This window comes from Mesorhizobium sp. ANAO-SY3R2, from assembly GCF_042466635.1.
GTDB lineage: Bacteria > Pseudomonadota > Alphaproteobacteria > Rhizobiales > Rhizobiaceae > Aminobacter.
This window is the reverse complement of the sequence record NZ_CP159955.1, coordinates 2112352-2123809: the sequence shown is the minus strand read 5'-3', so window position 1 is coordinate 2123809 and position 11458 is coordinate 2112352. Positions and strand designations below refer to the sequence as shown.

Annotated in this window: 12 protein-coding genes; 7 read left to right on the top strand and 5 right to left on the bottom strand. The window is 62.4% G+C overall.

Annotated elements, in window-relative coordinates; all coding sequences use genetic code 11:
• Positions 1-33 precede the first annotated feature (33 nt).
• Positions 34-906 carry an ATP-binding protein gene (locus tag ABSY17_RS15220; protein WP_378952306.1) on the bottom strand — a complete coding sequence of 291 codons (873 nt, stop codon included), beginning with the start codon at positions 904-906 and terminating at the stop codon, positions 34-36.
• Between the two features lie 179 nt (positions 907-1085).
• Here ABSY17_RS15220 and yajC point away from each other — a divergent pair, with 179 nt between their 5' ends.
• The 4 genes from yajC to ABSY17_RS15200 are packed head-to-tail and all read left to right on the top strand — an operon-like array spanning position 1086 to position 5250.
• The gene (gene yajC / locus ABSY17_RS15215; RefSeq protein WP_378952303.1) at positions 1086-1424 is read left to right on the top strand and encodes a preprotein translocase subunit YajC; all 339 of its coding nucleotides are present in this window, start codon (positions 1086-1088) and stop codon (positions 1422-1424) included.
• A 51-nt stretch (positions 1425-1475) separates the two neighbouring features.
• Positions 1476-4034 carry a protein translocase subunit SecDF gene (secDF, locus tag ABSY17_RS15210; protein WP_378952300.1) on the top strand — a complete coding sequence of 853 codons (2559 nt, stop codon included), beginning with the start codon at positions 1476-1478 and terminating at the stop codon, positions 4032-4034.
• Positions 4035-4040: 6 nt separating this feature from the next.
• Complete coding sequence (locus ABSY17_RS15205; protein ID WP_378952297.1) at positions 4041-4427, top strand: Mth938-like domain-containing protein; 387 nt, start codon at positions 4041-4043, stop codon at positions 4425-4427.
• A gap of 25 nt (positions 4428-4452) precedes the next feature.
• Entirely contained in the window at positions 4453-5250 is a 798-nt protein-coding gene (locus tag ABSY17_RS15200; protein WP_378952295.1) for a phytoene/squalene synthase family protein, read from the top strand.
• Positions 5251-5256: 6 nt separating this feature from the next.
• On the opposite strand, the gene trmFO is transcribed toward ABSY17_RS15200, so the two are convergent.
• Entirely contained in the window at positions 5257-6663 is a 1407-nt protein-coding gene (trmFO, locus tag ABSY17_RS15195; protein WP_378952292.1) for a methylenetetrahydrofolate--tRNA-(uracil(54)-C(5))-methyltransferase (FADH(2)-oxidizing) TrmFO, read from the bottom strand.
• Positions 6664-6767: 104 nt separating this feature from the next.
• On the opposite strand from trmFO, the gene ABSY17_RS15190 reads away from it, so the two are divergent.
• Positions 6768-7373 (top strand): hypothetical protein, encoded by a 606-nt coding sequence (locus ABSY17_RS15190; protein ID WP_378952289.1) that lies wholly within the window; start codon positions 6768-6770, stop codon positions 7371-7373.
• Between the two features lie 306 nt (positions 7374-7679).
• Here ABSY17_RS15190 and ABSY17_RS15185 read toward each other — a convergent pair whose 3' ends face one another.
• Together ABSY17_RS15185 and ABSY17_RS15180 are read right to left on the bottom strand one after the other, a co-directional pair.
• A complete protein-coding gene (locus ABSY17_RS15185; RefSeq protein WP_378952286.1) occupies positions 7680-7820 on the bottom strand; it encodes a DUF1127 domain-containing protein in 141 nt (46 codons plus the stop codon).
• Between the two features lie 45 nt (positions 7821-7865).
• On the bottom strand, positions 7866-8006 hold the full coding sequence (locus ABSY17_RS15180) for a DUF1127 domain-containing protein (RefSeq protein ID WP_378952283.1): 141 nt from the start codon (positions 8004-8006) through the stop codon (positions 7866-7868).
• A gap of 223 nt (positions 8007-8229) precedes the next feature.
• On the opposite strand from ABSY17_RS15180, the gene ABSY17_RS15175 reads away from it, so the two are divergent.
• Positions 8230-9336, top strand: a complete 1107-nt coding sequence (locus ABSY17_RS15175) for a DUF2157 domain-containing protein (protein ID WP_378952280.1) — start codon at positions 8230-8232, stop codon at positions 9334-9336.
• The gene (locus tag ABSY17_RS15170) at positions 9333-9917 is read left to right on the top strand and encodes a GDYXXLXY domain-containing protein (RefSeq protein WP_378952277.1); all 585 of its coding nucleotides are present in this window, start codon (positions 9333-9335) and stop codon (positions 9915-9917) included. Before ABSY17_RS15175 ends, ABSY17_RS15170 begins: the two co-directional genes overlap by 4 nt.
• A 39-nt stretch (positions 9918-9956) precedes the next feature.
• On the opposite strand, the gene ABSY17_RS15165 is transcribed toward ABSY17_RS15170, so the two are convergent.
• A complete protein-coding gene (locus ABSY17_RS15165) occupies positions 9957-11405 on the bottom strand; it encodes a glycosyltransferase (protein WP_378952274.1) in 1449 nt (482 codons plus the stop codon).
• Between the last annotated feature and the right edge of the window lie 53 nt (positions 11406-11458).

The window sequence follows — 11458 nt, the reverse complement described above, 5'->3', positions numbered from 1 at the left end:
ATCAGGGGCGGGCGTTTTCGTGTCTGAAGCCGCTCAGTCCTTGAGCGGCTTGCCGAGCCGGCCGGCAAGATCCTGGATGAACTGCCAGGCAACGCGGCCGGACCGGCTGCCGCGCGTCGTCGCCCATTCGAGCGCCTCTGCACGCAGCGTGTCGGCGGCGGTGTCGAGGCCATGGTAGCGGGCATAACCGTCGACCATGTCGAGATACTCGTCCTGCGAGCATTTGTGGAAGCCGAGCCAAAGGCCGAAACGATCCGACAGCGAGACTTTTTCCTCTACCGCCTCGGACGGATTGATCGCCGTCGAGCGCTCATTTTCGATCATGTCACGCGGCAACAGGTGGCGGCGATTCGATGTGGCATAGAAGATGACGTTGTTGGGACGGCCCTCGACGCCGCCTTCAAGCGCTGCCTTCAGCGACTTGTAGGAGGTGTCGTCGTGATCGAACGAGAGATCGTCGCAGAACAGGATGAAGCGATAGGGGGCAGCCTTCAGCAGGTTCATCAGTCTGGGCAGCGTATCGATGTCCTCGCGATGGATCTCGATCAGCTTGAGCGGGGCCTTGCCAGTGCGACCGGCGTTGACGGTGGCATGGGCTGCCTTGACCAGCGACGATTTGCCCATGCCGCGCGTGCCCCAAAGCAGCACGTTGTTGGCGGGGAGGCCGGCGGCGAAGCGCTCGGTGTTGTCGACGAGGATATCGCGCACGCGGTCGACGCCCTTGATCAGGCCGATGTCGACCCGATTGACGCGATGCACCGGCTCGAGAAATCCGGGATCGGCCGCCCAGACGAAACAATCGGCGATCTCCATGTCCGTTTGCGGCACAACCGGCGGCGCCAGGCGGGCGACGGTGGCGATCAGAAGGTCGAGCTTGTAGTTGAGCGCTTCGATCGTCTTTTCCATGGTCGGCACTTCCCTAGCTTGAAAATCGCGTGGGGTCAGCCTCTACCATGCGCGAACAAGGCGGAAAAGCTCGGTATCGGGCCTGATGCGCAGTTGCATTGGTCGCTTTAGCCACTATATTCCGGCCACATTTCCAGGGGCCGGTCATGCGGCCTCCCGATACTTCTCAGGAGACATTCATGTTCGTCACGCCGGCATACGCACAGGCCACTGGGGTCACGCCCGACGTATTCGTCAGCATTCTGCCGTTTGTGCTGATCTTTGTGGTAATGTATTTTCTCATCATTCGCCCGCAGCGCACCCAGCTCAAGAAGCGTGGCGAAATGCTCTCTGCGATCCGTCGCGGCGACACGGTCGTCACCGGCGGCGGCTTCGTCGGCAAGGTGACGAAGGTCATCGACGATAACGAACTCGAGGTCGACCTGGGTAACGGCGTCAAGGTGACGGCGCTGCGCGCAACGATTGCCGACGTTCGGGTCAAGGGCGAGCCAATCGCCAACCAGAACGCCAAGAAATAACCGTATTAAAGGCGGAACGCACCGCTTTCACGCCTTAACGGACGAGGCCACATGCTTTATTTCTCGCGCTGGAAGACGATCTCGATCTGGGCCGTGGTCCTCCTCGGGGTGCTCTTCACCATCCCGAACATGCTGACGCAATCGCAGCTGGACTCCATGCCGGGATGGTTCCCGAAGCGAGCGTTGACGCTTGGCCTCGACCTTCAGGGCGGTTCGCACATCCTGCTTGCGGTCGACAGGCAGGATCTGGTCGACGAACGCCTGCAGGCGACGCGCGACGACATCCGCACGATGCTGCGCGACGCCAAGATCGGCTATACCGGGCTTACCGGGACCGGCAAGACGATACAGGTGCGCATCACCGACCCGAACGAACTCGCTGCGGCAAAGACTGCTCTTGCGTCGCTGACGCAGCCGGTTTCGACCGGCGTGTTCGGTGGCAGCGGCGTGCATGAACTGGCGCTCGAAGAGCCGGAACCGGGCGTGCTGCGCTTCACGCTGACGGAAGAAGGTATCGACCACCGCGTCAGCAACGCCGTCACCCAGTCGATCGAGGTCGTCGGCCGCCGCGTCAACGAACTCGGCACGACCGAGCCGATCATCCAGCGCGCCGGTGCCGACCGCATCCTCGTCCAGGTGCCGGGTCTGCAGGATCCGACACGCCTCAAGGAAATCCTTGGCAAAACCGCCAAGCTGACCTTCCAGATGGTCGATCAATCGATGCCGGTTCAGGAGGCCATGCAGGGCCGTCCGCCGGCCGGCTCGACCGTGATGTATTCGCAGGACGACCCGCCTGTTCCTTACCTGATTGAGAACCGCGTCATCGTGTCGGGCGAAAACCTCGTCGACGCGCAGGCGACGTTTGACCAGCGTACCAGCGAGGCTGTCGTCTCCTTCCGCTTCGACGGCAAGGGTGCGTCGCGCTTCGGTCAGGCGACCCAGCAGAATGTCGGCCGCCTGTTCGCCATCATCCTCGACAACCAGGTAATCTCGGCGCCCCGCATCAACGAGCCGATCATTGGCGGTTCGGGCCAGATTTCCGGCAACTTCACCGCCCAGAGCGCCAACGACCTGGCGGTCCTGCTGCGCGCCGGTGCGCTTCCCGCGGACCTTACCATCGTCGAAGAACGCACCGTCGGCCCGAGCCTTGGTGCCGACTCGATTGCCGCAGGCAAGTTTGCCTCGCTGATCGCCGGCATCCTGGTCGTCGGCTTCATGCTGATCGCCTATGGAACGCTCGGCATCATTGCCAACATCGCGCTTGCTGCCAACGTGTGCTTGATCATCGCGATCCTGTCTCTGCTGGGCGCGACGCTGACGATGCCCGGCATTGCCGGTATCGTGCTGACCGTCGGCATGGCGGTGGACTCCAACGTCATCATCTATGAGCGCGTCCGCGAAGAGCGGCAGTTGGGGCGGTCTCTCGTCCAATCGCTCGATCAAGGCTTCGCGCGCGCGCTGGCGACGATCGTCGACGCCAACTTCACGACCTTCATCGCCGCGATCATCCTGTTCTACCTCGGCTCCGGTCCGGTGCGCGGCTTTGCCGTCACGTTGGCCATCGGTATCGTGACGACGGTGTTCACCGCCTTCACCCTGACCCGCTGGCTGGTGGCGATCTGGCTGCGCCGCTTCAAGCCCAAGGAACTGCCCCGGGGTGTACGCTTCGTTCCCGACAACACCAATTATCCGTTCATGGCGTGGCGCCGCTATGCTTTCACGCTATCGGCGCTGGGTTCCATCATCGCTGCGGTGCTGTTCTTCAGCGTTGAGATGAACTACGGCATCGATTTCCGCGGCGGCACAAGCATCGAAGTGCAGGCCAAGAGCGGCGACGCCAGTTCCGCCGCAGTGCGCGCCAGGTTGAGCGAACTCAACATCGGCGACGTCCAGGTCCAGGAGTTCGGCTCCGCCAACACCTTGCTCATCCGCGTCGAAGGCCAGAAGGCCGGCGACAATGCTGAACAGAGCGTGGTCGAGAAGGTGCGTGGCGAGCTTTCCAACGACTACGAATTCCGTCGTGTGGAATCGGTCGGTCCGACCGTGTCGAGCGAACTCGCATGGTACGGAACGCTCGGCGTTCTCGCCTCTATGCTGGCGATGCTGGTCTACATCTGGTTCCGCTTTGAATGGCAGTTCGGCCTCGGTGCGATCATCGCCACCGTGCACGACGTGACCATGATGGTGGGGCTCTATGTCGTGACCGGCATCGAGTTCAACCTGACCAGTATCGCGGCGATTCTGACTGTTGTCGGCTACTCGATCAACGATACGGTGGTGGTCTACGACCGCGTCCGCGAAAATCTGCGCAAGTACAAGAAGATGCCGATCGAGGATCTTCTGAACATGTCCATGAACCAGACGCTGTCGCGCACCATTCTTACCGGTGTGACCACGCTTCTGGCGCTGGTGGCCCTCTACCTATTCGGTGGCGAAGTCATCCAGTCGTTCACGCTTGCCATGATCTTCGGCATCGTAGTCGGTACCTACTCGTCGGTCTTCGTTGCTGGCCCGCTGCTCATCCTGTTCCGGCTGCGCCCGGACAGCCTGGAGACAGAGGGCAAGGATCAGCCGGCCGTGCCGGCTGGTGTCCAGCCTAAGAAATCGTAAGCGGCCATGGCAGGACTGGTCATTCGCGAAGCGCATTTCCCAGGGCGGGCCCCCGTCGACGCCTATGGCGACGGCGGCTTCCGCTTTGCGGACATGTCGCATCGCGGCTCGATCCTGTGCCTGCCCTCGGGCATCTATGCCTGGGAGCCGGCTGATCCGCTGGCGCTCAAGCCGGCGGATTTCGCCAGACTCCTTGGCGAGGCCGACAAAATCGAGATCCTGCTCGTCGGCATGGGTAAGGAATTGAAGCCTTTGCCTGCCGAACTGCGGACTGTGCTCAAGGAAGCCGGTATCTCGGCCGACCCGATGTCCACCGGGGCGGCCGTGCGCACCTACAATGTGCTGCTGGCGGAAGACCGCGCGGTGGCCGCCGCCTTCATTGCTGTCGACTGAGGTGGGCGAGGGCGTACAGACGGTCATGGAACTGGTTCGTGGCACCGACCACGACCGTTATCTTTCCGTGCTCTACGCGCCGGACGACAGGCGCGAGGCGCTTTTTGCGCTCTATGCATTCAATGCCGAAATAGCCGCGATCCGCGACAGGGTCAGCGAGCCGATGCCGGGCGAGATCCGCCTGCAGTGGTGGCGCGACGTCCTTGCTACGGGCAACAAGGATGCCGGCGCCGGGCATCCGATCGCCACTTCATTGCTGGCCGCGGTCGAGGCTCATCGCCTGCCGCTGGCCGCCTTCGACAATTATCTCGAAGCCCGCATCTTCGATCTCTATGACGATCCGATGCCCTCACGCACTGACCTCGAAGGCTATTGCGGCGAGACCACTTCGGCACTCATTCAACTCGCTGCGCTGATCCTCGATCCGGATGAAGCCACCAAACACGCCGAGCTTGCCGGCCATGCCGGCTGTGCCCAGGCGATTGCCGGGCTGTTGCGGCTGCTGCCGATCCATCGCGGGCGCGGACAATGCTATCTTCCGCGCGATATTCTCTCGGCCGTGGGCACGACGCCTGAGGATTTCCTGGCTGAGCCCGAGTCGCAATCGTCAAGGCAAGCCGTGCAGGCCATGGTGGCGTTGGGGCGCGAGCACTTGGCTGCCTTCCAGCGCAAGGCCGGGTCCTTGCCGCCCTCGCTGCGGCCGGCTTTCCTGCCGCTGTCGCTGACTGCCGCCTATCTCGACCGGGCGGAGCGCGGCAAGGACTGCATGTCCTTGCTGCGCAAGCATTTCCTGATGCTGAGAGCCGCTTCGCGCGGCTGGTAGCGGCGTCTATTCGGCAGCCACCGCCTGTGCGATGCCCAGCCAGGCGCGGCAGTCCGCCAGCGCGCGGCCGGTCATCGCCTTTTTCTTGGCGATGGTCTTTTCCTTGCCGCGCAGGCGCTTGCCTTCGACCTTCGGCGCCTCGATCTCGGGGAACAGGCCGAAATTGACGTTCATCGGCTGAAACGAACGCTTGCCGGGCTCGTCGTCGGAGACGATGTGGCCGCCGGTGATGTGGTTGAGCAGCGCGCCGAAGCCGGTAGTCGCCGGCGGCGGGGTAAGCTTATGGCCAAGACGCTCGGCTGCGGCGAAGCGACCGGCGAGCAGGCCGATGGCCGCGCTTTCGACATAGCCTTCGCAGCCGGTAATCTGGCCGGCGAAGCGCAGGCCGGGGCGCGACTTGAGCTGCAATGTCGGGTCAAGCAGCGTCGGCGAGTTGAGATAGGTGTTGCGGTGCAGACCGCCGAGACGTGCGAACTCGGCGTTCTCAAGGCCAGGTATCGTGCGGAAGATGCGCACCTGTTCGCCATGCTTCAGCTTGGTCTGGAAGCCGACCATGTTGTAAAGCGTGCCGAGCGCATTGTCCTGGCGCAGTTGGACGACGGCATAGGCCTTGACGGTGGGGTTGTGCGCGTTGGTCAGGCCCATCGGCTTCATCGGACCGTGACGCAAGGTCTCGGGACCGCGCTCCGACATGACCTCGATCGGCAGGCAGCCGTCGAAATAGGGCGTGCCTTCCCATTCCTTGAATTCGGTCTTCTGGCCGTCGAGAAGGGCCTGCACGAAGGCGTCGTACTGCTCCTTGTCCATCGGGCAGTTGATGTAGTCCTTGCCGGTGCCGCCGGGACCTACCTTGTCATAGCGTGACTGGAACCAGCAGGTGTTCATGTCGATGCTGTCGAAATGGATGATCGGGGCAATCGCGTCGAAAAAGGCGAGCGCGTCGGACGAGGTGTTCGCGGCTATCGCCTCGGCCAGCGATGGTGCGGTCAGCGGCCCGGTGGCGATGATTGCCTGGTCCCAATCGGCGGGCGGCAGGCCGGTCACTTCCTCGCGGACGATGGTGATTAGCGGATGCGCTTCGAGCCGCGCGGTGACGGCGTCGGAGAAGCCGTCGCGGTCGACGGCGAGCGCGCCGCCGGCGGGAACCTGATTGGCGTCGCCGGCGCTCATGATCAGCGAGCCGGCAAGCCGCATCTCGGCATGAAGCAGACCGACCGCATTGGTCTCGGCGTCATCCGAGCGGAACGAGTTCGAGCAGACCAGTTCGGCAAGGCCTTCGGTCTTGTGCGCATCGGTGCCGCGCACCGGGCGCATTTCGTGCAGGATCACCGGCACGCCGGCCTGCGCCGCCTGCCATGCTGCTTCAGATCCGGCGAGGCCGCCGCCGACGATATGGATAGGTTTTGTGCTCATGTTCGCCGGAATAAAGCCTCGGTCGCGCGAATGCAACGATTGCCATGGAATGCGCACTGTTGCGGGGTTGCGATTGTTGCGCCACAAACCTTATGATCCCTCACATGGCAAGGCGCTCGAAGTGTCATGTGCTCTTGGCTGGCGCCTTGGTCGTGCTGGCGTGTGTCGCGGTTTCTCATCGCGTCGCTGCGGCCCCGGAATCGAAGCGCATCCAGATTTGCCACGGTTACGGTTGCGCCTTCCGCTCCACGCTTGTCCTTGGGCCGGGCGATGCGCAGCGATTTGCGTCGCTGCTCGCGGCGGGAAGAGCATCGCCGAAGGCCGAGCGCGCCGCGATCTCCAGGGCGGTGAGCTATTTCGAAGGCCGTGCCCAACAGGTGACCGGCGTTCGCGACCAGCCGAAATCGGAATTCGGGGCTTCCAAGATCAAGGGCCAGATGGATTGCGTCGACGAGTCGACCAACACCGATGCGCTGCTGCGATATCTCCAGGGGCGCGGGCTTTTCAGATATCACAAGGTGGAAGCTAGAACCTCGCGCGGCTTTCTGCTCGACGGTCGCTATCCGCACTGGACGGCGGTGATCCGCGCACCGGATGGCGTCAGATGGGTGGTCGATTCCTGGTATGCGCCGATGGGTGGCGCGCCCGACATCTTCCCGCTCAGTGAGTGGAAGCAACGCGGCGTGCTCGAGAGCGGCGCCCTGAACTAGCAATTTGCCGAAATCATGATCCAGAAACGACAACACCCGCCGGGGGAGGAGATCCGGCGGGTGTCGTTTTGGTGGTCAGCTTCAGGGAGGAGGAGAAAGCTGACCTATTCGCCTTCGCCGGGGAGGAGGTCGGCTCGGGCAAAATTCTGTCCGCCAATTGGGAGAGGGCGGAACTCCGGGGTAACTGCACCCGCCGAGGGAGGAGGTTCGGCGGGTGCGTTAGGGTGGTCAGCTTCAGGGAGGAGGAGAAAGCTGACCGGATCCGGCAGGGTCGGGGAGGAGGTCGACCCCGTCGGAAAGGCTTGATTAGATGGCGCGGCGTGCGATCGCTGCGATGTCACCGCGGTTGATGCCGAGATCGGCAAGCTGGCGGTTCGACAGGCGGCCCAGCTCGTTCACCGTCTCGCGGTAGGCGCGCCAGTTACGGTAAGTGCGGAGCAAGTTCATTTTCGTTCTCTTTTCGGTTCGGACGGTTGTTCAGGTGATCGGTAATCAGACGGCCTTGCGCGCGACAAAGTGAATGTCGCTGCGGGCAATGCCCAGGTCGGTGAGTTCACGGTTCGACAGGCGGCTCAGCTCGGAGACAGTCTCACGGTAGCGGCGCCAGTTGCGGTAATTGCGGATCAGGTTCATCTTCGTATCCCGTTCGTCTTTTTTCGCTCTTCTGTGTACGAGGCGTAGATATGTCGGCTCTGATTAAAATTGAAGCGCTATGCTCGCATGGCAGCAATGCGTTTTGTGCAATGCAACATTAATGGGCATTCACGGATTGGTCATAATTGTGGCCAACTCGAAATTTGGCCACAATGCCAACGGTTTGGGCGCGTGGTGCAGTGCGTGATGGGGACGGTGACTTATGGCAAGCTATGCCAGCAAGGTTAAGAAGGATATCAACCGCTGGGTCGAAAGCGGGTTGCTCGATCGGACCACTGGGGCAGCGCTTGCCCGCGACGTCGAGACCAATGAGCGCAACGGGCTCAATTTCGGCTCGATCCTCGCCATCATGGCAGCGCTACTATTTGCTGCGGCCCTTCTCATTCTGGTCGCAGCCAACTGGGAGGCCATTCCGCGCATTGCCCGTGTTGGCGGATTGTTCGCCATCATCCTCTGTGGCTATGTCGGCGGCGCATTGCTCAAGCAGCGCGGACACGGCGCCTTCGCCGAGGCGTTGTGGCTGATTGCCGCCGCTGCGTTCGGCGGCTCTATCGCCTTGATCGGCCAGATGTATCACTTCTCCGGCGATGAGACGGCGGCTGTCCTCACATGGTGCATAGGCACAGCCATTGCGGCAGCAGCACTGCGTTCCAGCGCGCTCACCATCGCAGCTGTCGCCATTGCCGATACGTGGCTGGTCATGAAAGGCTTCGAGTGGTTCCGCCGCTCGGAATTCCCGCACGGCTTCATCGTGCTGATGGCGGTGTTCTGGGCGCTTTCATTGTGGACTCGCAGCCGCGCGGCGCGGCACCTGATCATGCTGTCGCTCATCCTGTATGCCGTTCTTTTTGCAGTGCACAATGATCTGCTGCAGGTGGCGATCATCCTTGCCGCGGTTTCAGCGCTTCTGCTGGCCGCGTCGGCGCTGCTGCCCGCGATGGTCGAGCGCGTATTTCAGCTGGGCGGCAGGTTGCCTGTCCATGCGATGATCGGTTTCCTGATCGGCGTGGGCATGGCGCAGGCCGACCTGATCGACGAACGCGGCTTCGTGTGGGTTGCAGCCGTCGCGCTGGCCGTCATTGCGGCGGCGATCGTCTTTCTCGGGCGCGAGAGCAGGGCACTGCGCTGGCTTGCCTATATCGGCTTCGCATTCGAACTCGCCGTGGTCTACATCGCCACCGTCGGCACCATGCTGGGTACGGCAGGCTTCTTCTTTGCCGCAGCGATCGTCCTGGCGGGGCTGGCCTATGCCATCATTCGTATCGAAAGACGCATGAACAGCCAGCCTGCAACTGGAGCAACGGCATGACGTCGCGCTACAACATCATCATTGCGGCTGCCGTTCTCGCGCTGGCGCAGATCGGCTTTCTTGGATGGATGATCGCTGGGCGGGCAGCGCTGCTGCGCAGCGGTCAGGAAGTGTTGCTCAAGGTCGAGCCGGTCGACCCGCGCGACCTCTTGCGTGGCGACTTTGTGCGATTGGGCTACGAGATTTCGCGCCTGCCAGTGGAGAAGATCGAAAATTTGCCCGAGAGCGAGCTGACCGCGACCGAAGGGCCTGTTGTCGTGCGGCTCAAAAAGGATGCTGACGGCTATTGGCGCGCGACGGCCGCGTGGCTCGGCGATGCTGCCGCGACGCCGGCGGGAGCGGGGGAGGTCGACATTGCAGGCCGGATTGGCAGCGGTTGGAGTCTGGCGCCCGGATCAACCATCGGCGTCGACTACGGCATCGAACGATTCTACGTGCCGGAAGGCGAGGGGCTGGCAATCGAGCGCGACATGCGCGTGCGCAGCTTCGGCATCAAGCTGGCGGTTGGCAAGGATGGCAGCAGTCAGATCAAGGCGCTGGTGGACGGCGACAAGGCGCTGTTCGAGGAGCCGCTCTACTAGAATTGTTGGTGTTCCGCCGTTCAGGGTAGCGGATGTGCTTCACCAGGGCACGTGGTGCACCTCGACCTGCGGCAGTCCGATTGGGCTGATGCCGAGATCCTTGGCAAGCGCGGCGAAGCCCTCCGTTTCGATCAGGAACTTGTAAGGGATCTCCGGAAACCTACGGCCGCCGCGATGCAGCGCAGCGTCGACCAACAGCACTGCCCCGCCGACGCCATCGAGTTCGATCTTCTCATAGTTGCGCAGGTCGCTGAGATACAGCCGCCCGTCCTTTGCCGGTGGCTGGTGGAGTCCGTTCCGCATGGCCCTGTAGTAGCGATAGTCTCGCCGTTTCGAGACCGATACAAAACTGTTCAGGTCGAAACTGTCACCGCCGGGTGACGTCGTACAGTTGGGCACAATGATGCGTCGGCCGGTTGCCGTCATTCTCGCAATAATGTCTACCGGCCAATGCCAGACATCGATGTCCATCCAAAGGGCCCAGTCATCGGTCTCGTCGAGGCCGTGTTCGATGAGGTGGTTTCGAACAGCAGCGATGCCTGCCCGGCGCACGCGCTGCAATGCTCGTTTGGACCGCTTTTCCCGGTCGATGTGAGTACCGAGTTGCTTGCGCAAGAATACGACGTCTCGATAGCGGTGTGTAAGGGCGGCTGTTGCCTCGTTCAGTCTGTCCCAGGTCCCATCGGTGCTGTCACCTTCGCAAAAGACCAGCTTGATGCGTTCAGCCGGATGTTCCAGCGCTTCCAGCGCAGCCAGGAAGGGGGCGATGTGATCGACGGCGTCGCGTAGCGGAACAAGGACAGCGATGTTGCCTCCCGACGGTGGCGGCCGATCGATCACCGCGCGATCGACGCTTGCCTGGGCAGCGGCCACGTCCATCTGCTTTCCCTTGGTCAGTTCGTGCCTTGCACGATAAAACTCGCGGCGTAATCTGCTGAGCAGTGGCCGCGGTTTGACGGGAGACCACCAGGTGCCGGCCCAATGATGAATCGACAAGGTTGGACCATGCGTGCCCTCAGGCGGTGCGACGCGCCCGTCGAGGTCGATTGGACTGAAAAGCGGATTCGGATGTATCGAAAAGGCGGTCTGGTCGGGGAAGCTTAGTTGCGCCGCCGTCAGCAGGAACGGCCCAGTCGAATCCAGGACATCGCGGGTGTCCCGGGTGAGCGGCAACCGGGCAATCAGGTGTTGCCAGAACGGGTGGCCTGGGGGGCTCGCCATCGTGCCGTTGAATAACAGGTAGGGAAGGTTGCGCACCTTTTTCTGCTCGTGTGCGTGGTGGTCCGGCTCCTCGCAGAGCACGATGCGGTCTTCATCCATGATGCTGCCGAAGGGGGCGATGCATTCGCAATCGAGATCGGCGTAAACCCCACCGAAATGGTGCAGCAGCATGTAGCGTGCCGCATCAGCTCGCTGAACCCCGTTGCGGTATCCGCAATAGGCGGGCAGGATTTCGGGATAGTGCTTGGCGATGAACTCGAGCAGCATCCTGTCACTCCACAGAATTCGCTGCCAACCGTTATTGTGCTCGTGCCAACTTA

Bases quoted from the DNA above. Each gene is read 5' to 3' on its own strand.
- ABSY17_RS15170 (WP_378952277.1), top strand. From the start codon at position 9,333: ATGACGTCGCGCTACAACATCATCATTGCGGCTGCCGTTCTCGCGCTG.
- ABSY17_RS15205 (WP_378952297.1), top strand. From the start codon at position 4,041: ATGGCAGGACTGGTCATTCGCGAAGCGCATTTCCCAGGGCGGGCCCCC.
- ABSY17_RS15165 (WP_378952274.1), bottom strand. From the start codon at position 11,405: ATGCTGCTCGAGTTCATCGCCAAGCACTATCCCGAAATCCTGCCCGCC.
- ABSY17_RS15180 (WP_378952283.1), bottom strand. From the start codon at position 8,006: ATGAACCTGATCCGCAATTACCGCAACTGGCGCCGCTACCGTGAGACT.
- ABSY17_RS15220 (WP_378952306.1), bottom strand. From the start codon at position 906: ATGGAAAAGACGATCGAAGCGCTCAACTACAAGCTCGACCTTCTGATC.
- ABSY17_RS15200 (WP_378952295.1), top strand. From the start codon at position 4,453: ATGGAACTGGTTCGTGGCACCGACCACGACCGTTATCTTTCCGTGCTC.
- ABSY17_RS15175 (WP_378952280.1), top strand. From the start codon at position 8,230: ATGGCAAGCTATGCCAGCAAGGTTAAGAAGGATATCAACCGCTGGGTC.
- secDF (WP_378952300.1), top strand. From the start codon at position 1,476: ATGCTTTATTTCTCGCGCTGGAAGACGATCTCGATCTGGGCCGTGGTC.
- ABSY17_RS15190 (WP_378952289.1), top strand. From the start codon at position 6,768: ATGGCAAGGCGCTCGAAGTGTCATGTGCTCTTGGCTGGCGCCTTGGTC.
- trmFO (WP_378952292.1), bottom strand. From the start codon at position 6,663: ATGAGCACAAAACCTATCCATATCGTCGGCGGCGGCCTCGCCGGATCT.
- ABSY17_RS15185 (WP_378952286.1), bottom strand. From the start codon at position 7,820: ATGAACTTGCTCCGCACTTACCGTAACTGGCGCGCCTACCGCGAGACG.
- yajC (WP_378952303.1), top strand. From the start codon at position 1,086: ATGTTCGTCACGCCGGCATACGCACAGGCCACTGGGGTCACGCCCGAC.